This window comes from Amycolatopsis nalaikhensis (assembly GCF_030264295.1).
Classification (GTDB): domain Bacteria; phylum Actinomycetota; class Actinomycetes; order Mycobacteriales; family Pseudonocardiaceae; genus Amycolatopsis; species Amycolatopsis nalaikhensis.
On record NZ_CP127173.1, the window covers coordinates 918,294 to 940,096 of the forward strand.

The 21,803-nt window shown below is 69.3% G+C and carries 20 protein-coding genes and 1 pseudogene; 6 read left to right on the forward strand and 15 right to left on the reverse strand.

What is annotated here, in order from left to right:
• Positions 1 to 52: 52 nt before the first annotated feature.
• The 11 genes from QP939_RS04510 to QP939_RS04560 form a co-directional block, all read right to left on the reverse strand.
• A complete protein-coding gene (locus QP939_RS04510; protein ID WP_112285755.1) occupies positions 53 to 1,867 on the reverse strand; it encodes a phosphoenolpyruvate carboxykinase (GTP) in 1,815 nt (604 codons plus the stop codon).
• A 39-nt stretch (positions 1,868 to 1,906) separates the two neighbouring features.
• A complete protein-coding gene (locus QP939_RS04515; RefSeq protein WP_112285756.1) occupies positions 1,907 to 2,707 on the reverse strand; it encodes a hypothetical protein in 801 nt (266 codons plus the stop codon).
• 23 nt (positions 2,708 to 2,730) lie between these two features.
• Positions 2,731 to 3,066 carry an ArsR/SmtB family transcription factor gene (locus tag QP939_RS04520; RefSeq protein ID WP_112285757.1) on the reverse strand — a complete coding sequence of 112 codons (336 nt, stop codon included), beginning with the start codon at positions 3,064 to 3,066 and terminating at the stop codon, positions 2,731 to 2,733.
• A 2-nt stretch (positions 3,067 to 3,068) separates the two neighbouring features.
• Entirely contained in the window at positions 3,069 to 3,275 is a 207-nt protein-coding gene (locus QP939_RS04525; RefSeq protein WP_285455270.1) for a hypothetical protein, read from the reverse strand.
• A gap of 129 nt (positions 3,276 to 3,404) precedes the next feature.
• A complete protein-coding gene (locus tag QP939_RS04530; protein WP_285455272.1) occupies positions 3,405 to 4,946 on the reverse strand; it encodes a hydrogenase large subunit in 1,542 nt (513 codons plus the stop codon).
• Entirely contained in the window at positions 4,943 to 6,433 is a 1,491-nt protein-coding gene (locus tag QP939_RS04535) for a proton-conducting transporter transmembrane domain-containing protein (RefSeq protein ID WP_112285760.1), read from the reverse strand. Before QP939_RS04535 ends, QP939_RS04530 begins: the two co-directional genes overlap by 4 nt.
• Positions 6,433 to 7,107, reverse strand: a complete 675-nt coding sequence (locus QP939_RS04540; RefSeq protein WP_112285761.1) for a hypothetical protein — start codon at positions 7,105 to 7,107, stop codon at positions 6,433 to 6,435. The genes QP939_RS04535 and QP939_RS04540 overlap by 1 nt, the downstream gene beginning before the upstream one ends.
• A 13-nt stretch (positions 7,108 to 7,120) precedes the next feature.
• Positions 7,121 to 8,068 carry a respiratory chain complex I subunit 1 family protein gene (locus QP939_RS04545; RefSeq protein ID WP_285455274.1) on the reverse strand — a complete coding sequence of 316 codons (948 nt, stop codon included), beginning with the start codon at positions 8,066 to 8,068 and terminating at the stop codon, positions 7,121 to 7,123.
• Entirely contained in the window at positions 8,065 to 10,098 is a 2,034-nt protein-coding gene (locus QP939_RS04550; RefSeq protein ID WP_285455275.1) for a proton-conducting transporter transmembrane domain-containing protein, read from the reverse strand. Before QP939_RS04550 ends, QP939_RS04545 begins: the two co-directional genes overlap by 4 nt.
• A complete protein-coding gene (locus tag QP939_RS04555) occupies positions 10,095 to 10,580 on the reverse strand; it encodes an NADH-quinone oxidoreductase subunit B family protein (protein WP_211330586.1) in 486 nt (161 codons plus the stop codon). Before QP939_RS04555 ends, QP939_RS04550 begins: the two co-directional genes overlap by 4 nt.
• Positions 10,581 to 10,671: 91 nt before the next feature.
• A complete protein-coding gene (locus QP939_RS04560; RefSeq protein WP_112285786.1) occupies positions 10,672 to 11,055 on the reverse strand; it encodes an ArsR/SmtB family transcription factor in 384 nt (127 codons plus the stop codon).
• A gap of 208 nt (positions 11,056 to 11,263) precedes the next feature.
• Between QP939_RS04560 and QP939_RS04565 the strand changes: the two genes are divergently transcribed.
• The 6 genes from QP939_RS04565 to QP939_RS04590 all read left to right on the forward strand — a co-directional run bounded on the left by QP939_RS04565 (position 11,264) and on the right by QP939_RS04590 (position 15,825).
• Complete coding sequence (locus tag QP939_RS04565; protein WP_112285764.1) at positions 11,264 to 11,929, forward strand: CBS domain-containing protein; 666 nt, start codon at positions 11,264 to 11,266, stop codon at positions 11,927 to 11,929.
• Between the two features lie 279 nt (positions 11,930 to 12,208).
• Positions 12,209 to 12,703 (forward strand): hypothetical protein, encoded by a 495-nt coding sequence (locus QP939_RS04570; RefSeq protein ID WP_285455276.1) that lies wholly within the window; start codon positions 12,209 to 12,211, stop codon positions 12,701 to 12,703.
• Positions 12,704 to 12,836: 133 nt separating this feature from the next.
• Positions 12,837 to 13,637: a hypothetical protein gene (locus QP939_RS04575; protein ID WP_285455278.1), complete on the forward strand. Its 801-nt coding sequence runs from the start codon at positions 12,837 to 12,839 to the stop codon at positions 13,635 to 13,637.
• 61 nt (positions 13,638 to 13,698) lie between these two features.
• Positions 13,699 to 14,583 (forward strand): DNA-processing protein DprA, encoded by an 885-nt coding sequence (locus tag QP939_RS04580; protein ID WP_285455279.1) that lies wholly within the window; start codon positions 13,699 to 13,701, stop codon positions 14,581 to 14,583.
• Positions 14,580 to 15,389, forward strand: coding sequence for a M48 family metallopeptidase (locus QP939_RS04585; protein ID WP_285455280.1), 810 nt, complete (start codon positions 14,580 to 14,582; stop codon positions 15,387 to 15,389). The genes QP939_RS04580 and QP939_RS04585 overlap by 4 nt, the downstream gene beginning before the upstream one ends.
• A gap of 139 nt (positions 15,390 to 15,528) precedes the next feature.
• A complete protein-coding gene (locus QP939_RS04590; protein WP_137096870.1) occupies positions 15,529 to 15,825 on the forward strand; it encodes a hypothetical protein in 297 nt (98 codons plus the stop codon).
• Positions 15,826 to 16,196: 371 nt separating this feature from the next.
• On the opposite strand, the pseudogene QP939_RS04595 reads toward QP939_RS04590, so the two are convergent.
• The 4 genes and pseudogenes from QP939_RS04595 to QP939_RS04610 all read right to left on the reverse strand — a co-directional run bounded on the left by QP939_RS04595 (position 16,197) and on the right by QP939_RS04610 (position 21,777).
• Positions 16,197 to 17,161, reverse strand: a pseudogene (locus QP939_RS04595) (C40 family peptidase).
• 3 nt (positions 17,162 to 17,164) lie between these two features.
• Positions 17,165 to 18,208: a replication-relaxation family protein gene (locus QP939_RS04600; RefSeq protein ID WP_285455281.1), complete on the reverse strand. Its 1,044-nt coding sequence runs from the start codon at positions 18,206 to 18,208 to the stop codon at positions 17,165 to 17,167.
• A 121-nt stretch (positions 18,209 to 18,329) separates the two neighbouring features.
• Positions 18,330 to 20,873 carry a helicase HerA domain-containing protein gene (locus QP939_RS04605; protein WP_285455282.1) on the reverse strand — a complete coding sequence of 848 codons (2,544 nt, stop codon included), beginning with the start codon at positions 20,871 to 20,873 and terminating at the stop codon, positions 18,330 to 18,332.
• A gap of 58 nt (positions 20,874 to 20,931) precedes the next feature.
• Positions 20,932 to 21,777: a GP88 family protein gene (locus tag QP939_RS04610; RefSeq protein WP_285455283.1), complete on the reverse strand. Its 846-nt coding sequence runs from the start codon at positions 21,775 to 21,777 to the stop codon at positions 20,932 to 20,934.
• Between the last annotated feature and the right edge of the window lie 26 nt (positions 21,778 to 21,803).

The window sequence follows — 21,803 nt, forward strand, 5'->3', positions numbered from 1 at the left end:
CTCGCGTTGCCGGTGGTGGGGCCTATGTCGCGGCCCGCCACCGGCGTGCGGTTCAGGCGAGACGGTGTTTGAGCGCTTCGAGTTCGTCATGCAGCGAACTGGGCAGCTTGTCACCGATCGTGGCGAACCACTGTTCGATCAGCGGGATCTCGGCCTGCCACTCGTCGTGGTCGACCTTGAGGGCGGCCTGGATGTCCTCGATCGGCGTGTCCAGTCCGTCCAGATCAAGGGCGCTCGCTCCAGGCACGTACCCGATCGCAGTGTGGAACGCGGTGCCGTGGCCTTCGATGCGTTCGATGGCCCACTTGAGCACGCGGGCGTTCTCGCTGAACCCCGGCCAAAGGAAGCGGCCGTCCTCGCCGCGGCGGAACCAGTTGACGTAGAAGATCTTCGGCAGCTTCGCGGTGTCGGCGTGTTTGCCGGTGTCGATCCAGTGCTGGAAGTAATCCCCGGCGTGGTAGCCGATGAACGGCAGCATCGCCATTGGATCCCGCCGTACGACACCGACCTGACCGGTCGCCGCGGCCGTGGTCTCCGACGAGAGGGTGGCGCCCAGGAACACGCCGTGTTGCCAGTCTCGGGACTCGACCACGAGCGGGATAGTGGTGGCCCGCCGGCCGCCGAAGAAGATCGCGGAGATCGGTACACCGTTCGGGTCGTCCCATTCGGGCGCCGTGATGGGGCATTGCGCGATCGGGGTGCAGTAGCGGGAGTTGGGGTGGGAGGTGAACTCGTCGCTGGCCAGCGTCCAGTGTTCACGTTTCCACGTGGTGAGGTGGTCGGGCGGTGCCTCGGAGTAGCCCTCCCACCAGACGTCGCCGTCGTCGGTGAGCGCCACATTGGTGAAGATCGAGTTGCCTTGGTACAGGGTGCGCATCGCGTTGGGGTTGGTCTTCCACCCGGTGCCGGGAGCGACACCGAAGAACCCGTTCTCTGGGTTGACCGCGTAGAGCCGTCCGTCCTCGCCGAAGCGCATCCAGGCGATGTCGTCGCCCAGGGTCTCGACCTTCCAGCCGGGGATGCTGGGCTCCAGCATGGCCAGGTTGGTCTTGCCGCACGAACTGGGGAACGCGGCGGCGATGTAGTGCACCCTCTGCTCGGGCGAGGTGAGTTTGAGGATCAGCATGTGCTCGGCCAGCCAGCCTTCCTGGCGGGCGATGACCGAAGCGATGCGCAGTGAGTAGCACTTCTTGCCGAGCAGGGCGTTGCCGCCGTAGCCGGAGCCGTAGCTCCAGATCATCCGTTCCTCGGGGAACTGGGTGATGTACTTCGTCGTGTCGCACGGCCACGGCACGTCTTTCTGGCCCGGCTTGAGCGGGGCGCCGACCGAGTGCAGGCAGCGCACGAACTCCGCGTCCTCACCGAACAGCGCCAGGGCCTTGGTGCCCATGCGGGTCATGATGTGCATGGACACCACGACGTACTCGGAGTCGGTGATCTCCACCCCGAGCATGGGTTTCTCGGCGGTGAGTGGTCCCATGCAGAACGGGATCACGTACATGGTGCGGCCGGCCATGCTGCCCCTGTAGTGCTCGGTCATGACGACCTTCATGTCGACCGGGTCCATCCAGTTGTTGGTCGGCCCCGCGTCGGCCTCATCGCGCGAGCATATGAACGTGCGCTCCTCGACGCGGGCGACGTCGTTGGGGTCCGAAGCGCACCAGAACGAGTTGAACTTCTTCTCCAGCCGCACGAAGGTCCCGGCATCGACCAGCTTGTCGGTCAACGTCCGCCACTCCTCGGCCGAGCCGTCACACCACACCACCTTCTCCGGGGTAGTCAGCTCGGCGACCTGGCGGACCCAGGTCAGCAGGCGCTGGTGGGTGGTGGGTGCCTGGTCCAGGCCGGGAATGGTGGCTGCGGTCATGGTCGTCTCCCTGCGGATGCTCCGGCGCTGGTGGGCCGGTCAGCCGAAACTGGTGTCGAAAGGGCGGTGAGTGGGCTGGCGGAGTGCCCGAGTCGCGGCGTCGGCGACTTGGTCGGCGAGAGCCGGGTCCGGTCCAGCCGGTAAGCGCTCGTCGGGTGGGGTGGCCATCACCAGCGCGAGCGCACAGGCGTGGTGGACCTCGACGTCCAGGCGCGCGCCAGGGATGTGGGTGAGTGCGCGGAGCAAGCCAGGCAGCGCGAGGAGCGGATCGCGTCCGCTCTCCGGTGCGAGCACCGTCGGTGTGGCATGCGCGGCGAGCGACTCCAGGTCGGCCGTACCGTCGAGGAGGTCGACGACGACATGCGCTCCCGCGGCGACGCGCCGCAACGGGAAGGCGAGCGCGTCGGCAGGGTTCCAGGTGGTGATGTCGCCGACCCCGCAGACCATCAACAGCGGGCCCAGGATCGGCAGGGTGTCCGCACCGGCGATCACGACCTTGCTGGCCCGGGGCACGCGGCTGGCGCGGCTCAGAGTGGTCAGCAGCGCCGCCGTGAGGGCGATCGCGGTGGTGTCCTGATCGGTCAGGACGGGCCGCCCACCCGTCAGCGCCCGCACCTGACACGCGAACTCGGGCCGCGCGTGCGGCAGGAAGATCGCACCGACGTCGGGCGGAAGGTCACGCAGTTCGGCCTCGACGTGCTGCGCGCCACCGGCATCCGGGCTCAGCACGCGGACCGGCAATCCGGCGAGGTGGTCGATCAGCGTCGCGTACCGGCGCACGATCGACTGCGCCGCGGCGCCGTCGGCAACGGCGCCGCCATCGCTCACCACCGCCACCATGCGATCCGATCGTGCGTGAGCGGTCACGAGGCATGCTCCAGGCGCAGTTCCGCCAGCAGCCGACCCTGCCCGAGCGTCCGATGGGCCAAGACCTGCCGTGCTGTCCGCAACAGATCGGTCACCTCGGCGGTACTCAGCGAGTACGCCACGGTGTTGCCGTCGCGTTGCGCGACGACCAGTCCGGTGCGGCGCAGGATCGCCAACTGCTGGGACAGCCGGGATGCCTCGATCGCGATCACATCCAGCAACTGCCGCACCGTCTTGGGGCCGTCGTCGAGCAGTTCGAGCACCCGGATGCGCACCGGGTGCCCCAGCGCGCGAAACAGTTCGGACTTCGCCTGCTCCAGCGGCACGCCCATGGTCAGTCCCCGAGGGTCGCGGATTCCAGCACGGCCGGATCCACCCACTCGCCGGTGTCGATGCCGTGCCGGGCGGCCATGTCGAGCAGGTCCCGGATCCACGCACCGTGCAGATGGACCTCGTAGTCGTGGCCGGCTCGCCGAGCCTGGTCCAGCGTCTTCAGACCGTCCGCGACCTGGCCGCGCAGCACCGCTTCGAACTCGCTCATCGTCCTCACGTTCCTCGGGCGCGACACGGCACCACTCCAACTCGATGACGAATACATCATCTGCGCACTTAAAGAACTTCGCAACTGCTGGATCGTGCGAGAAGGGCCACATGTGGCGGCCGTGTGTCGCTACATGTCGTTGCCGGCGTAGGAGAGGTTGAAGCTCTTGTTGGTCAGCGGGAAGTCCGGGACGATCGTGTCGGCCAGCGCGACCGGGAGCGCGGGCCAGTTGAAGAAGCTCGGGTCGACGATCTTCACGCGGGTCAGCGTGCCGTCGGGGGCGAGTTCGACGCGATGCACGATGGTGCCGCGCCAGCCCTCGACGATGCCCACCCCGGACGACTGGCCGGGACGGGGTTCGGTCGGCGTCGTCGCCGCGGTTGTCAGTTGTCCACTCACGGTCTGGACGAGGCTGGTGATCAGTCCGAGCGAGTAGGTGATCTCCTCGGCGCGGACCAGGAACCGGGCCAGCACGTCGCCGTCGGTGCGGGTGTGCTCGGTGCGGCGGAAGTCCTCGGCCAGGAACGGGTGGTCGTGGCGGGCATCAGTGGTCAGGCCGCTGGCACGGGCGACGTACCCGAGCGTGCCCAGGTCCGCGGCCTGGGTCGGGGTGAGCACCGCGGTACCGGTGAACCGGTCGGCGACCACGGTGTTGCCCAGCGCGAGGGCGACGATCTCGGCGATGTCCGCGCCGATCGCGGTCAGACGGCCCAGGTCCGGCAGGGCGGCGATGGTCACGCCGCCGGGGTGAATGGCGCCGCGCATCAGCCGGTGCCCGGTGACCTCGTCGTTGATGCGCAGCAGTTGTTCTTTGACGCGCTGGGCGTGTGCGTTGAGGATGCCGTAGCCGACGTCGTTGCACAGTGCGCCGATGTCGGTGATGTGGTTGTAGAGCCGTTCCAGCTCCAGCAGAATCGTGCGGATCCGTTGGGTGTGCCCGGACACCGGGTGCCGGCAGGCGTCCTCGATCGCCAGACACAACGCGAGCGTGTGCCCGACGGTGGTGTCGCCGCTGACGCGCTCGGCCAACTCAACCGCATCGGCAGGACGGCGGCCCTGAAACAGCTTCTCGATTCCTCTGTGGACGAACCACAGCCGGGCCTTGAGGTTGAGGATGGTCTCGCCGACCACGGAGAACCGGAAATGACCGGGTCCGATCATGCCGGCATGGACCGGGCCGACCGGGATCTCATACACTCCAGGACCTTCCACTGTCCTAAAGGGATACGGACCGTCGACGTCGCCGAACTCCGGCGGATCACCCGCGTCGGCCAGCATCGGGTACCAGCCCTGGGGCCAGTGGAAGTGGCGGACCAGTCGCCTCGGCAGCGGGTGATCGACCGGCACGATGCCGAACAGGTCGCGCATCTCCCGCTCGAACCGGCCGGCGGGGAAGGACAGGGCGGCCAGGCTCGGCAGCCGCGGCGCCGCCTTGTCCAGCGGGACATGGAGTTCGACACGTCGATCCGGGTCGGCAGCGGTGAACAGGTACACCGCACGCAACCGGTCACCGTCGTCGTGGCCGGCGACCAGCGCAACCCGGTAGCCCTGATCCAGCAGGGAACGAGCGTGCTCCACCAGATCGCCGGAAGCGACGGTCAGCGCGGTGCGGTGCTCGCCGACCGGATCGCCGAGCGCGGGTGTGTGCGGCGTGGTCGGTGGTGTTGTCATCGTGCCCCCACCAAGGTGTCGGCGGCCAGGTGCAGCAGGGAGGACAACGGCCCGGCGGTGACGCCCAGCGTGGCGCACGCCAGCAGCCCGCCCACCAACGCGATTGCGGTGGGCCACGGCAGGTGCCGCGTCGTGGTGGCCGCGCCGGGGCCATCGGGTGGAGTGCCGAGCAGCATGCGGCTGGTGTGACCGACCAGCACAGCGGCGATCACCAGCACCAGGATCAGTGCGGCGGCGGTCACCCAGCCCATTCCGGCGGCGAACCCGGCGCGGGCGATGCCCAGCTCGCTGGCGAACAGGCTGAACGGGGGCAGTCCGATCAGCGCCAGCACGCCCACCCCGACACAGCCCGCCAGGACCGGGTGCCGCGCCGCCAAGCCGCGGACGCCGCCTTGGTCATCTCCGATGCGGCTGGTGCCGGTGACCTGCAGGATCCGCCCGGCACCGAGGAACAGCACCCCCTTGGCCAGGCCGTGCCCGAGGATGTGCAGCAACACCGCCGCGAGCGCGAGCGGGCCGCCGATCGCGGCACCGAGGGCGACCAGGCCGAGATGTTCGATGCTGGAATACGCCAGCATCCGCTTGTAGTCCCGCTGCGCCAGCAGCAGCGACGCGGCCACCAGCAGGGAGGCGATCGCCATCACGGCCAGGGCGGTGCGGGCGAACCCGGTCCCGAGCGCGCCGTCGGCAATCACCTTGACCCGCAGGATCGCGTAGAACGCGACCGACAGCAGCACCCCGGACATCAGCGCGGACACCGGCGCCGGGGCCTGCGAGTGAGCGTCCGGCAGCCACGCGTGCAGCGGCGCAAGCCCCGCCTTGGTGCCGAACCCCAGGATCAACAGCACGACCGCGATCCGGGTGACGCCAGAGTCCAACATGGAGGCGTTCGCGGCGAGCGCCGCGAGGTCCAGGCCGACTGCGCCGCCGGGGGCGCGGGAGGCGGCGTAGTTGAGCACGATGGTGCCCAACAAGGCCAGGGCGATCCCGGCCGAGCAGATCACCACGTATTTCCAGGCCGCCTCGACCGCGGCGCGAGTGCGGCGCTGTCCGACCAGGAAGGCGGTCACGATGGTGGTGGCCTCGATCGCCACCCACACCACGCCGAGGTTCGCGGCCAGCACGGCCAGGGCCATCGCGGCCAGGAAGAGTTGGACGAGCACGCTGTGCCGGGTGGCGGTCCGTGCGGTGGCCCGCCCGGCTGTGATCTCGGCCCGCAGGAACGCCGGGGTCGCGATCGTGGCCAGCAGGGCGACCGCCCCGATCACGATGAGCATGAACGCCGACAACGCGTCCACCCGCAGCAACCCCGCGATCGCGGTGCGCGGGCCGGACCGGGCGACATCGAGGGCGGTAGCGATCGCGGTGGCCAGCACGAGGACGGCGCTGCCGGCGCTGACCCAGGCCGTCGACCGCCGCCAGCCGGCCACGACGTAGCCGAGCGCGCCGAGGACCGGCACGATGATGGGAGCCAGCAAGGTGATCATCAGTCGCGCAACTCCCGGAGCTCATCCAGGTCGGTATCGCCGAACGTCTCCCGCATCCGGGCGGTGAGGATCTGCAGCACCAGCACCGCCAGCAGCACGTCCAGCGAGACGCCGAGCTCGACGATCAGCCCGACCCCGGAGGTGGTGAGGAACCCGACCGCGGTGATCCCGTTGTCCATCAACAGGAAACCCACCAGCTGGGACAGCGCACGGCGTCGGGTGACCAGCACGAAGAACCCGATGAGCACCACGGTCAGCCCGATCGGGATCGCTTGCGTGGCCGGTGACATCAGCCCGGATGGCGCCAGTTCCACCAGCGGCCGGGATACCGCGTAGGCCAGCAGCGTCAGCACTGCGGCCGTCAGCAACGAGGCGGCGACGTTGACCAACGGCCGGGTCTCCCGCCGTGCTTCGCCCGCACTCGCCAGAGCCCGCCGCAGCAGATACGGCAGCACACCCGCGCGCAGCACGAGCACGCCGGCCGCGACCGCGCCCAGTTCGATCGAGTCCTCGTGCACGGCCAGCACCCCGACGAGCGCGGCGAGCGCGGCGCCTTGCACCGCGAACACGTGAATGATCACCACGAGTTCCCGGCGCCAGAGCACGAGCACCGCGGTCAGCAGCAGGCCGCCGCAGGCCAGGTCGAGCAGCTGCACGAAGAGGGTCTCGTTCACCACACTTTCCCTTTCAGGCCAGGAAGAACGAGGCCGCGACGGCGAGCAGGGACAGCAGGAACGACCCGGCCAGCAGTTCGGGAACCCGGAACAGGCGCAGCTTGGCCAGGAACACCTCACCCGCCGCCAACAGCACACCCAGCAGGCCAACCTTGATGATCAACGCCAGCACGCCGACCAGTAGGGCAATGGGGGTGGCGGTGCTGGCGATGCCCCAGGGCAGGAACAGGTTGGCCAGCAGTCCGAGGAACACCGACATCCGCATCGCAGAGGCCAGCTCGACCAGCGCGAGGTCCGGGCCGGCGTACTCCAGCACCATCGCCTCGTGCACCATGGTCAGCTCCAGGTGCGTCGACGGGTTGTCCACCGGCAGCCTGCCGGTCTCGGCGACGATCACGATGATGAGCGCGACCGCGGCCAGCAGGCTGACTCGGGAGATCACCCGCGCCGGGTCGTGCAGGGTCGCGGACACGATCGCGCCGAGGTTGGTCGACCCGACCCGCACCGACAACGCGAAGATCGACACCAGCAGCGTCGGCTCCACCAGCGCGAGGATGGTCATCTCCCGGCTGGAGCCCATGCCCCCGAACGCGGTCCCGGTGTCCAGCCCGGCCAGCGCGAGCGTGACCGCACCTAACGCCAGCAGCGCCACCACCGCGAACAGGTCCGCGACCGGATCGACCGCCGAATCGGTGGTCACGAACGGCGTCACTACCGCGACCACCAGGGTGGTGGCGACCAACACCAGCGGCGCGACTCGGAACACCTCGCTGGTGCCCCGCGGGCTGATGCGTTCCTTGCCGAACAACTTGCGCAGGTCTCGCCACGGCTGCCCGACGCCCGGCCCGGCGCGCCCTTCCAGCCTCGCGCGGACCTGCCGCATCACCCCCACCAGCAACGGTGACCCGGCCACGATCAGCACCGGCTGCACCACGCCGCCCACGATCCCGAGCGCGCTCACCGGGTCACCGCCACCAGGATCAACACCGCGCACAGGGTGTAAAAGCCGTAACCGAGGTAGCGGTGCACGCTCCCGGTGGCCAGCCGCCGCCCAGCCCGGCCCCACGCCGCCACAGCCGCCAGGACCGGCTCGTAGAGTCGGCGTTCGACCCGATCGGGCACCTTCCGCCGGTACTCCACGGCCTGCACCAGGTAGCGCGACTCCTCGTGGTGGGTTACGTCCACGTCCTGCTCCGGTCGCACGACATCGTCGAACACCCGCTGCAGCGGCTCGGCGAACGAGGTCGCGGTGTACTCCATCCGCGCGGACATCGGACCACCACCGCAATCCCACAACCGCGCTGCGCGCCGCGCCCGCCGCGCGGCCACGACCCGCACCGCACCCACGACCAGGACGACCGCAGCCAGCAACGCGAGAGTGAGCATCAGCGGCGACAACGCCCCAGCGACCCCGGCCAGCCGCACGGTCACCGCCCCGGACACCGCCGGATCCCCAACTCCCAACGCGACGCCGGAGACGGTCCCCACGGCCGGCAGGACCAGAGTCGGCAGCAACGCCAGCACCACGCAGGCCACGCCCGCCAGGCCCATGCCGACGAGCATGGCCGGCGGACTCTCATGGGCGTTCCCGGCGGCGGCGCTGCGAGGTTTGGCCAGGAACCCGACCCCGAACGCCTTGACGAACGTGGCCACCGCCAACCCAGCGGTCAACGCCACCGCCGCGACGGCCAACGGCATCGCGATCGCCGCGGCTGTCCCGCCCGTGGCTCCGGGAGCGGGCAGGCCATGAATCAACGCCTGCAACAGCAGCCACTCGGACACGAACGCCGTCCCCGGCGGCAACGCCGACGCGGCCAACGCGCCCAGCCCGAACGCTGCGGTGGTCTGCGGCATCCCCGCCCGCAGACCACCGAGCGCGTCCAGGTCCCGTGCACCGGTGCCGTGCAGCACCGACCCGGCCGCCAGGAACAACAACGTCTTGAACGCCGCGTGATTGATCACATGCAGCAGCGCCGCCGCCAGCGCCACACCAGCCAGCACCCGGTTACCGGACGTCGCGAACACCCCGGCCGCGCCGACCCCGACCAGCACCAAACCCATGTTCTCCGTCGTCGACTGGCCCAGCAGCCGCTTGAGGTCGGTGCTCATCGCCGCCTGCAGGATCCCGTACACCGCCGAGACCGCACCCAGCGCGAGAACCAGCAGCCACCACCACAGCGTGCCGCCGCCGAGCAGGTCGAACCCGACCCGCACCAGCCCATACACGCCCAGGTTCACCATGGCCGCCGACATCAACGCCGACACGTGACTCGGCGCCTCCGGATGCGCCCGCGGCAGCCACGCGTGCAGCGGCAGAATCCCCGCCTTCGACGCGAAACCCGCCAACGTCACCACGAACACCAGGCCGGCCGCCCCCGGCGACAGGTGCCGACCGGCCTCCCGCAACGCCGGGAACGAGTCATCGGCCGCGTGCGCCACGAACACCAACAGTCCGATCAGCACAGCCACGAACCCGAGGTGGGTCATCACCGCGTACCAGCGTCCCGCCTGCGCCACCTCGGGGCGGTGCCGGTGCTCGGCCACCACCAGCAGCAGCGAGAACAGGGCCATCAGCTCCCAGCACACCAGGAACGTGCCCACGCTCGCCGCCGCGGGCACCAGCAGCATCGCCACCACGAACAGCGGGAACACCACCTGCACACCGCGAGCGTCCAAGCCGTGCGAGCGGGTGTAGGAGATGCCGTACACGCCGGCCGCCACCGCGACGCCGCCGGTCACCGCGACGAACAACCCGCCCAGCGCGTCCAGCGTGAGCGACACCCCGGACAGCGGCAACAGCCCAGGCAGCGCCACCGACAACGACGAGCCGGTCATCGCCCCGACACCGGCCATCACGCCAGCCCCGCCGGTGACCACGGTGCCCGTGCCCGCCACCGCCGATCGCACCCGGCGCGGCACCACCACGGCCGCCAGCGCGGTCAACACCCCTGCGGCGAGCGCACCGCCGAGGCCCACTGCTACGAGACTCATCGACCGGTCAGCTTCCGCAGCCCCTCGACGATCGCCTCCGGCCGCGGCGGGCACCCGGCGATCTCCACATCCACCGGCACGACGTCCCGCACCGCCCCGGCCACCCCGTACGCCCCGGCGAACACACCGCAGTTCCGCGCACAGTCCCCGACCGCGACCACCAGCTTCGGCCCCGGCACCGCCTCGTAAGTCCGCCGTAACGGCTCGGCCATATTGCGCGTCACCGGCCCGGTCACCACCAGCGCATCCGCGTGCCGAGGCGAGGCCACCAGCCGGGCACCGTACCGCTCGGCGTCGTACACCGGCCCGAACGCCGAGCCGATCTCCACCTCGCAGCCGTTGCACGAGCCCGCGTCCACATGCCGGATCTGCACCGAACCGCCCAACTCGGCCGCGACCGCCGACCGGTCGACGACCGGCGAGGGCGGCGCCGGTTCGGCCACCCGCCCAGTCCTGCGGATCTTGCGCAACAAGCCCAGCACAATCTGCTCCCACGTCGGTTCCGAAAAGAGGACGAGGCGCGCCTCACCCCGCCGGGCAACGAGCCAGGGATCGACGGGGTGAGGCGCTGCTCTAGCCGCTCGGCGACGCGGAACCGGGCGGGCCACCGCCCAGGTTCGCCGCCGAGGAGGCCGGAGTGCGGAGGTCCTCCAGCAGTTCCACCTGCCCGGACAGCACCCCCGTCAAGATCAATCGCGCAACCGCCAGCAACTCGGCCACATGCGGGCTGGTCAGCGAGTAATAAACGTTCGAGCCTTCCTTGCGCGTGGTCACCAGCCCCGCGCGGCGCAGCACCGCCAACTGCTGCGACAGGTTCGCCGGCTCGATCCCGACCTCCGGCAGCATCTCCGCGACCGCGTGCTCCCGCTGACTGAGCAACTCCAGCACCCGGATCCGCGCCGGATGTCCCAACGTCTTGAAGAACTCCGCCTTGAGCTGATACAGGGGCCTGCTCACCAGCACCCCTCCCTACCTGCTCGCGACACGCCACCCGCGCCCTGACCATCGGTCGTCGTCATACCGCCGATCCTTCCTGGTCCGCGCCCCACAGCGAGGACAGGACACCTGGTCGCACGGTTCAACAGTTGCTAACCTTAGCAAGTCCGAAAGGGCGTGCCGCGACGCCTGCGCCACGGCCACCCACGCGCCAGGTGGGAGGCGAAAGATGCGTGAGCTGACCGTCGCCGACGTGATGACCCGGCAGGTCATCACCGCCGTTCCTGACACCACGTTCAGGGAACTCGTCGGCACGATGATCGTGCACGGCCTCGACGCTCTTCCGGTCATCGACCACTCCGGCCGGCCGATCGGCGTCGTCGCCGAAGCCGACACCCTGACCAAACTGGAGTTCCACGGCGGCGCCGACCAGGCACCCCTCTTCGCCGGCACTCGCCGCCGCAACCGGTGGTACAAGGCTCACGGGCTGACCGCCGCCGATCTGATGACCCGGCCCGCTCTCACCGTCATCGACGACAGCACGCTCGATCGGGCCGTGCACGCGATGGCCGACCACGGCGTGCGCCGCCTGTATGTCGTCGAGCACACCGGCCACCTCGTCGGCGTCCTTACCCGCCACGACGCACTGAGACTGTTCCTCCGCAGTGACAGCGCCATCCTGGCTGACATCGAACGTGCGATCCTCGGCAAGGCCACCCGCACACGCCGACTCACCGTGCGCGTCACCGACGGCATCGTGACGCTCGACGGCACGCTCGCCCTCCACAGCGCCGTCGAGCGCGCCAAAATCATCACCAGCCGCGTGCCCGGCGTCATCGCCGTGCACAACAACCTCCGCTACGACCTCGACGACCTCATGATCACCGGGCTGTAGCAGCCTCACTGAGAGGTTGAGAACAGCCCACCCTGCCAATGCCACATAGCGGACGGCAACACCCGCAGGTCCGGCTCGCCCTCGTCGCCAGCCACGTGCGATGCGGTGTTCCAGTCATACAACCTGGGTGAATACGCGGGATCTCGTCGCCAGGGCAGATGACAACTAATCCAAGAGCATTGAAGTAGAGTTCCCTGCGGCGAACGCCGAACACTTCTAAACACGCCACATAACACCGCACTGAACCCCCGATCCGGGTTGTTCGGTCCTGGCAAGTCGTTGATCAACCGGCTGCAACGCGACCGCGTCACCGAGCCGGTCAAACTGGCCGCCGCGCGGATGAAACGCATGCCGTGGGCGGTCTACCGCGTGCGTCGCTTCTACTCCGCGCCTGCCAACGCGATTCGCTCGGTGGATCGCGTCCTGCTCGGCGGTCACCTGGTGGTGTACGCCGCACTGGAGGAGATGAGTGACCTCGTCGGCGTGCCTCTGGTGCGCCACGAGCAGATCGCGGGCGCACCAGTACGCGGTGGCGATCGGGACGTCCACCGACGTCTGTGGGTGCGCCAACGTCAAGACGGGGCGTACCCGGCCATGGAGGAGTTCTACACCGTGGCCCCGGCACAAGCGCTGGACAAGTCCATGGATCGCTTCGACGACACCTGGGCCGCGCACACCGACAAGCTGCTCGCTCGCCTGGAAAGCCGTTGCGAGGCCGCGGCTGACGTGGTGCGGCACGCCCTGACTCGCTCCCGGTTCACCAGCGCGTCCTAACGGCAGCGCTGGGCTCGATGCACGAGCTCACCTTCCTGCCTCGTCCACAACCTTTCGCCTGCTGCACATCGACTTCCGGCGCGGCGCCACGCCGAAGTTTCGCAATCTTCCTGTTCCGAAAGGGGATACCGCTATGGCTCCGTTCGAATTGCACACCGCACACATCGACGGACTCGTCAACGCCGGCCTCCAGTTCGACATGATCGCAACACGCGACGACGCCACACTGGCCGGCACGATGTTGCTCCAGCAGCACTACCGCAGCATCGGCGTGCTCCGCGACCACGAGGACCCGCCGGACTACACGGCGACCCTGGCCCACCACGCGTTCCACCCGGTCGCGGTGCTGAGGCTGCTGGACAGCTACGAGTACCAGTCGGACGAGACAGCTGACTGGACCACCGGGCCCGCGTGTACGTGGGTCAACAGGCTCCGCGACGAAGTCCTCAGCAGGCTTCCCGCCGAGACGAAGACCAGAGTGCGCTACGGGTCGCTGTCCGTCCCTGCCTACCAGCTCCTGCCCGCCTACACCGACACTCCCTGGGCCGTCACGGCGTTGGAGCAGATCCCCGACATCGGGGACAGCACCATCGAGATCCCCGTGGTCCGCAAAGGACTGCCCGCCGAGATCCTGACCGGACCGATCCACTGCCCGAACGGCGGGCTGTCCTCCCATGTCCGGCACGTGACCATCCTCGGCCTCGGCCCAGACCGGGAGCTGCCCGCCTTCGCGCGGGTCCGCGAGCCGTCCGACCAGGCGCCAGGGGTGTACCTGCTGTTCGAGCACGGCCGGCACGTGGCCCGCCCGGCCGATGCCCCGCCCATGCGGTTCGCCGCGTCGGGTGCCTTCATCCACACCGGCGACTGGCGCTGGCGCGAGCTGATCGGCCACAGCCTGCCGATCCCGTTGCACGACCACCGCACCGATCGCTGACAGCCGCGTCCGCCGATACCGGCTCGGCTGCCATCCCTTCCCACACCGAAGGAGTTGCACCATGCCCCTCACCGACCCCCAGCACGCACGCTTGTTCCTGCTGTACGCCGCGGAGCCGCCCGCACCCGCAGTGCACGACTTCGTCGCCGCTCACGGGCCCGTCGAGGCCGTCGAGCGCATCCGCGGCGGAACTGCCCCGCCCGCGGTCCTGGCCGAGATCACCCGGCCAGATCCGCGACTGGACGACGCCCTCCGCCCGGTCGACGCCGGGACCGCCACGCTGGTGACCCCCGAGGACGACGCGTGGCCGCTCGGCCGGCTCGCCGGCATGGCCAGCCACGGCCTGGGCGCACCGCTGGCGCTGTGGACACGTGGCTCGGCATCCCTCGCCGAGCTCACCCGCACCGCCGTAACCGTGACCGGCACGGCCGTGTCCACCGGATACGGCTCCACTGTCGCCGCGGATCTCGCCTACGAACTGGCGCAGGCCGGCGTGACCATCGTCAGCGGCGGTGCCTTCGGCATCGACGAGAGCGCCCTGCGCGGTGCACTGGCTGCGGAAGGCCCGGCTGTCGTGGTCCTGCCCTGCGGGGTCGACCTGGACTACCCGATGGCGCACACGCCCCTGTTCGCCGAGATCGTCCGAACTGGCGGGCTGCTGGTCAGCGAGTACCCCCTCGGCGCACTTCCGACGCGGGCACGATTCATTGCTCGCCGTCGTCTACTGGCCGCACTCGCCGCCGCGACCGTGATCGTCGAGGCCGGACAGCGCAGTGCCGCGCTAACCACGGCCCGCGCCTCCCGACACCTCGGACGGCGGGTCTACGGCGTACCGGGGCCGATCACGTCCGCCGCCTCGGCCGGCGTCAACGAACTCCTGCGCACCGGGGACGCCACCGCGATCAGCTCCGCGGCTCACATCACCTACCAGGAGGGATTGCGGTGAACGGCCCCGACGTCTACACAGCGGCCATCGCCGCGCTCTGCCTGCCCGCCGAGTGGCAGGTCACCGTGGCGCTGCGACCTCGACGCCGCTCCCTCGGCATCGAGGTCCAGCCCGGCGGCACCGTCACCGTCCTGATCCCGCCGCAGGCCGGCCCCGAGCAGGTCGTCCGGTTCGTCCGCGGCCACCGACGCTGGATCACCGAGAAGGTCGAAACAGCCGTCCGGCTGGCGCCGAACCACCCGGTCAAGCAGTTCGTCGACGGCGAGATCTTCGACCTGCTCGGCCAGCGCTACCGGCTCCAACTCGTCGACGCCGGCCTGACGACGAACGGGCGACAGCTACCTGTCCTCGCGTCGGACAACATCCTGTACGCGCGGCGGGAGCGCCCGGACCGGGTCCGGCGCGCGATCACCGGGCTCTACCGGCAGGAAGGGCTGGCCTGGGCCGTTCGGGAAGGCCGCGAGTACGAACGACGGGGTCGGATCGAGGGCCTGCGCTACCAGGTGCGGGACCTAGGCCGGCGCCGCTGGGGCGTCTACCACGGCCCGCCCAAGCACACCACGGCCCTGCACTGGGCCGTGTTCGGGCTACCGCTGCGGCTGATCGAGTACGTCCTCGTGCACGAGCAAGCCCACGCCACCCGCCCCAGCGGGCAGCCCCACGGGCGAGCCTGGCAGCGCCAGATGACGCTCTGGATGCCGGACTGGCGGCAACGGAAGGACGAGCTCGCCGAGGCCGGGCGCCATGCCTGGCTGGGTGACTTCGAGCCGCACGGACCAGCCGTATCGCGCTACAAGAATGCGTAGCGGTCACCCACGATGCGGATACAAGACACCACACCGGCTGTCCTAGCAAGAGGACTGATAGACATGCGTGATAGACATACCGCGACAACGGAGCGTCATCGGCCATGGCTCGATGACGGCGAGCGAGAGAGGCTTCCCCATGAGCGAGCCCGAGGAAGTCCTTCAACTTCGCGCCTGCCGGGCCGAGGTCGAAGGGATCAAGAAGCAGTTGGAGGACGCTCGCGAACAACAGGCAAAGCTCGAAGAGAAGATCAACGGCCTTCTGAAGAAGCAACGCGAAGCCAGGAAGAAGCGGCGCGAAGCGGTACTCGCTGCCGACGCAGCCGGGGTTCCGCGGTTGCGGATCTCCAAGGAAGTCGGCATGCAACGCAGCAACGTGTACAAGCTGTTGGAGGGCGCGGACACCAGCGACTCGGACACCGGCGACGATTCGTGAGCGCAGCCACCATAGGCACGTCGGTACCGCGTCCGAAAAGCGTCCCGGTCACCGGAGGACGCCATGGATCACGACGACTGGCCGGGACGTGACGGGTGGGGCGGAACTGTCGGCTGATTCGCCCGACAGCGCCCACTCCGACGCGAAGCTGGAGCCGCCGCCTGGCTACTGCTGGTATGGCTCCAGGCTCGTGCCGTCCGAGCCCGAAGCGGGCAGAATCACCGAGCTGTTTCATCGGGTCCTGAAGGAGGGCCTGCCGCCGAACTGAAACGGGTGCGGTGCCCATGTCGACGAGGTGGGACCGGCAGCATTGACGTACATTATGGATTCTGCCGGTCCACCGCCGTCGTCAAACGGCCCAGAACTCCTTGCTAGACACGGGAATCCGTAACTGGCCGTGTGGCTCCCAGGTAGTCGTCTCCCGACCAGCGGTAGGGGGCGATCTTGATGGGCTGGTTGAAGGTCGGGGCGTGGATCATCTTTCCCGCACCGATGTACAGACCGACGTGGTGGACGTTGGACGGAGTTCCATAGAACACTAGGTCGCCGGGCAGCAGCGGCTGGTCGGCGGGCACGAGCGGTCCGGCGTTGTACTGGGTCTGCGCGGTACGGGGCAAGGAGATGCCGGCGGCTCCGTAGGCTGCCTTGGTCAGGCCGGAGCAGTCGAATCCGGCGTCCCCGCCGGCTGGTCCATTGCCGCCCCAGACGTAGGGCAGGCCGAGTTGGCCACAGGCGAAGTTGATCGCCAGAGCTGCCGCCGGGTTGGGAGCCTGGATGTTCGTGCAGTTTCCGGTGCCGACGCTGGCCTGGCCGTACCTGGCGGCTTGGGCGAGGACGTCGTTGACATACCAGTCGGCGTGGTTGTAGTGCCATATCGCCTTGCGGATGTCGCGGTTGTTGCGGGCGCCGTTGTCGCACAGGTAGTAGGCGGCGGCGTAGATCGCGTCGTGCTTGTTCCAGGGGACGGTGGGCTCTTACCGCCCGGTGGGATGGGATGCCGTGCGACAACTCCGTCGAATGTGGACTGGAGGAACTGCATGGGCCCGCGCGCACCCGCATGGTTCTGGGTTCCCTCGGCGACTCCAACCAATGTGCTGCGGCCGTGGTTGCTTTCGATCTTGCCAATGGCGGCGAGGATGGACCAGTCCAGGCCAGGACACACGGGTGCCGCGGCCTGGTAGAGGGCAAGGTAGTCGGGCGGAATGTCGGCGAGGGCTTCCTGGGTGGGCTGGGTATTGCCACCGCCGAAGAGCGCCTTGACGATTGCTTGTCCGACACCGCCGATGAGGATGGGGACGGCGATGAGTGCCGCGAGGGCTGCCGTGGCGATCTTCATGGGTCACCTCCGGAAGCGGTTCGGGTGTGGCTTAGGTGGGAGCGGGTTCGGCGCGAGGAGCTCGGCCGGGCCCGACTGGTCCGCCGCGATGGCCGGGGGCGCCGGGGTGGGTGTGTCGAAATGGGGCCAGAGCTGGGCGAGCTCGGCGAGCCGGAGCCGACCGGGACGACGGGGAGAGGGCCCGCCGATCGGAAGCCATCGCGCGACGGCGGGGTTGTTCTCGCCGGCCACTCCGGCCATGTCGGCGGCGCTCGTTGCCAACGGAACCAGCGCTGGACGGTCCAGTTGGGACAGTGCGTCAGCGAAGGCCCGGCGGGCAGTGATTTCGCGGCGGTTGGTAGGCAGCCACACGAGTACGGGGGTGGTGATACCCGTTGCGGTGGCGAGCTTTTCGTAGTCGGCCAGCTTGCGGGCGAGTTTGCCCAAGTCCTCGGTGCCGAAGTCGAATTCGAGGAAGAACTCGATCTGATGGCCGTCCTCGCGCCAGCGGCCATAGGCGTCGGGGCGAACCATGTCGCCGAAGAGCCGACGACAGCGCAGTTCGGACCACCACGCGGTCAGCCGACCGCGAGCTCCGGGGCGTCGGCTGAGCGCGACGAGGGTGGTGAAGAACCCGTTGACGCCGACGGTATGGGCCAGGCGCAGCGAGTGCGCGATGCCAATCGCGTCCTCGTGGCGATAGCCGAGTTGCTTGGGATCGAGACCGTCCTCGTAGGCGAGGGCGACCGCTCCGGCGATGTCGAGCACGTAGTGCATCGGCGCGGTGCCGGAGCTGACGAACGGCTGGAACCGGTCGACGACGCGCCATTTGAACAGTTGCAGGAGGCGGTGGTTGGCCGCTCGCATGGTCGGGTAGCAGAGCTCGACGATCTGCTGGGTGGTGAAGACCCTGTGCTCGTGCAGCATTCGGGCCAGCCACCGATCCCGCTGGGTGAGGTGAGCGGCGAGTTGGGCGTGGTGCTCACCGGTGGTGGCCGCTCGCGGCGTCGGGCGCTGTGGCATGTGTCCGCGAAGCGCCCGCTGCGGCGTGGGATTGGTAATGGTCATGGGCGAGCACCTCCCAGGGTGTGCGGATTCGGCTAAGCCAGAGGACGAGCGCACGCGGGCTCACCGCGAGAATCGTGTGAGCGAGCCCGCATGCGTTGCGGGAGAACGGAATGAGACAGGACTAGGCCGCGCGCCTTGGGTCCACTGTGGGCCGTGCGGCGCGGCCGGTTGGACTGTCGGCCTCGGCGACCGGTGGACGGGCGTTGATCCTGGCAGCCTTGCGGATTGCTTTGGCGCGTCCGGGAATCGCGGGCGGGAGCTTCTCGGTGACCGCGGTGAACGGCGGTGCTTCCTCCCCGCCCAGGACGAGCCGGGCGGCGACGTGGTAGACGCCGAGGTTGGACAGGTCGTGATCGCTCAGGCGGGGCAGGGTGTGCCGCGCGAGTCGTTTGGCGTCCTCGGGGGAGGCGTTGAAGAAGATCTTCGACCTGGCGTTGGTGCTGATGCCTTCTTCGAGCTCCTTGGGTAGCTGCCCGAGGTACTGGTGTGCCAACGTCATCGACAGGCGGTAGCCGCGGGCTTCGGCCAACATGTCTTCCAACGGGTAGGCGAGATTCAGGAAGTTGTGGCACTCGTCGATGTACAACCCGCAGTCACGCCGTTTGCGTTGCGGGATGCGGGCTCGGCGGGTGGCGGCTTGCCAGGTGCGCGCGACGACGATGGACCCGACCAGCCGCGCTGTTTCCATGCCCAGGGCGTCCCGCGCGATCCGCACCAAGCAGATCCCACCGGTGTTGAGCACCTCATCCATGTCCACTGTGGATTGCCCGCCAGCGATGGCGGCACGAACGAACGGCCGCAACAGGAACCCACGAACCTTGTTCATCAGCGGCGCGATCACTTGCGCGCGGGACGCTTCGGACAGGTCGTCGTACCAGGACCAGAACCCGCGCAGCACGTCGTCGTCGATCTGGTCGCACGCGCGGTGCCGGAACGCCGGCACGGTCAACAGCTTGGGCAAGTCGACCAAGGTCGGCGTACCCGGCAACGCCGTGAGCGTCAGCAAACCAGCGCGCAGGATGTCGTCGGTGCGCGGCCCCCACGAGGCGGCATAGATCCGGGAAAAGATCGACACCAGGTTGTCGACCGCGCGGGCCTTGTCCGCACCCTCCAACGGATTGAGCACCGGCGGGCGCGCCCGTGAGTCGGCGTCGAACAGCACCACCTTCTCGCCGAGCTCCTCGGGTAGGCGCATCAGGATGTCCGACACGAGATCGCCCTTGGGGTCGACCACGACCACCCCGCGGCCAGCCTCGGCGTCAGCGAGGATCATCCGCGCCATCAGCTCGGACTTGCCGGAGCCGGTGGCACCGAGGATGTGCAGGTGGTGACGGGCGTCGGCGACGTGCAGGCCGACCGGGCGAGCATGGCCGGAGTCGGACAGGCCGATGGGCTTGATCAGCTCGCCGACCGTCGGGATGCCCGGCGGGGGCGGCACGGCCCTCGCCCCGGCTCGCTGCAGACCGGGTGTGGACTCGTCGACCGGGAGGTGCGCGATCGCGGCCAGCTCGGGAATCGACAGCAGATCGCCTTTGCCAAGCCGACGCTCCGCGAGGACGGTGATCGGCCGGCGAAGCCGGACCCGCCGGTAGTAGTTGTGCTCGGAGTAGGCCGCGAACGCGGAGGCGATCGCGTGCCCGCGGCCTCGCAGCACCTCGCGCACCGCCTTGGCCTCCGTGGCGCTCGTGTCGGCGGGCACGGTGGTGGCCACGACGTAGCGGATGCGGGTCTCGAACTGGTTCTCCCGCAGCTTCTCGACGATCGCGCGGTCCTGCGCCGAGTAGGCCAGGCTGGTCTGCCGGTCTAGCGATCCCGGCGTCCGCGCCGCACTGGACGGCTTCGGCGTCTTGCCCGGTGTGATCGCGTCGAGCAGTCGACCGACGAAACGAGTAGAACTGCCCGCGTGCACGCGGCGAGCCGCTCGGCGGGCCTTGGTGACCCGGTAGCCGGCGACCGGTCGGGCAAGGACCTGCACGCAGGCTCGTTCGTGCGGGCCGAGCCCGACCGGCGCGCCCAGCAGCGCCCGGATCGGGTCGGCCGGATGGTCGGTGCGGATGGGCAACGCCTCGCTGCGCGCCAGGCGTAGCTCGCCGCCGACGGCCTCGATCCGCCGTCGGTCCGGCGCGGTGGTGGGCAGCGGCGGCTTGGCCGGGGTGGTGCGGGTGTGCGCGCCGGGCCAGGCCGCCTCGATCGCGCGCTCGACCATGCCGGGCGGCACCGGGCCGGGCACCCACAGCCGGATCTGGACGCCGTCGTCGGTGAACACGAACTCGAACGTGATGTGGGGCTGCCCGCCGAACCGGCGCAGCCAGCCGGGCCGTAGCAGGCCGACGAGGTTGCTCCAGACGGTGATCGCTCCGGCGGGGTCGACCGTCGGCGGCGCCAGCACGGTGACCAGTCGGGCGTCGGTGGCCAGCGTGTTGTGGTAGCGGCGGCGCCACTGTCGCCGCGCGACCACTACGGCGGTGACGACAACCGCGAGCACCGGTCCGGCGGTCGGACCCCAGGTCAGCGCGAGATCTCGCAGGTGGGCCAGCACGTTCTGGAACGCGCCGAGCGGGTCACGCAGGTAGTCGCCGACCGGTGAGGCGAGGAGATCCGCGGCCTGCTCGACGTGCTGGGATGTGGTGGTGGACAGGGAAACGGCGGTGATCGGCCAGGACATCGGGGACCTCCCCACGGAGTGGTCGACGGCACGGTGTGTGGGCAGTGGCGGTGTGCGATCAGGCCGCCTGCGGCTGGTCGCCATGCGCGGGGCCGGCATCGGCGTTGCTGGGCTGCGGACCGGCGGGTCGGGTGTTGTCGACGACCAGCCGCAGATGCCGGCGGCTCCGGCGGATGGCGCGTTCGGTGTCGACCTCGGCCTGCCACTCGGAGAACCGGCGCCCGGCCAGTCGCTTGAGGTAGGCGGGAATGCGGTTGGCCGGGACACCGACCAGGCGCGGGCCGAGGACCGCGAGCAGATCGCTGGCTTCCTGCGATGCCCATCCCGCTTCGGAGATCGCGGCTTCGTCGGGAAACACATCGGCCACGCGATCCACGTGCGGATTCAGCGCAGCATCCTGTGTCCCGCCGTAGGAGTACACCCACAGGAAATTCGGCGGTGGATCTGGTTCGACGAACACGCGAAAGCGCGCGACCTCTTTGGTGTAGCAGTAGAAATTGACGTCCGGGCGGGCGCGGCAAACCCGGAGCCACGCCTGCAGATAGGCGTCGGAAAAGAAGTCGCCGGAGTCGTGGATGCGGATCCACGCGCCGCGGAACTTGGCCGCACGCAACTCGGCGATCATGGCGGCTTCCCACCCGGCCAAGTCGTCGAGAACGAACATCAGGTTCGCCTGATGTTTGGCTCGCACCACGGGCCACGTGTAGGTGCCGTGGCGGGCGTAGCACGCCAGTCGGCACACCCCTGCCGACGGGCAGGTGTTGTAGCTGCGGCCGTCGGGCAGGCGACCAGCCCAGGCTGGCAGCGACCAGTTCCAGGCACCGATCTGCTTCAACTCGCTGTTCTGGGTCAGCAGTCGAGCAGGACGCCGAACCGGTCCGGAAACAGGCTGGATTGCAGACATGAGTATCCCCTTGGCTGAGAGCGGGC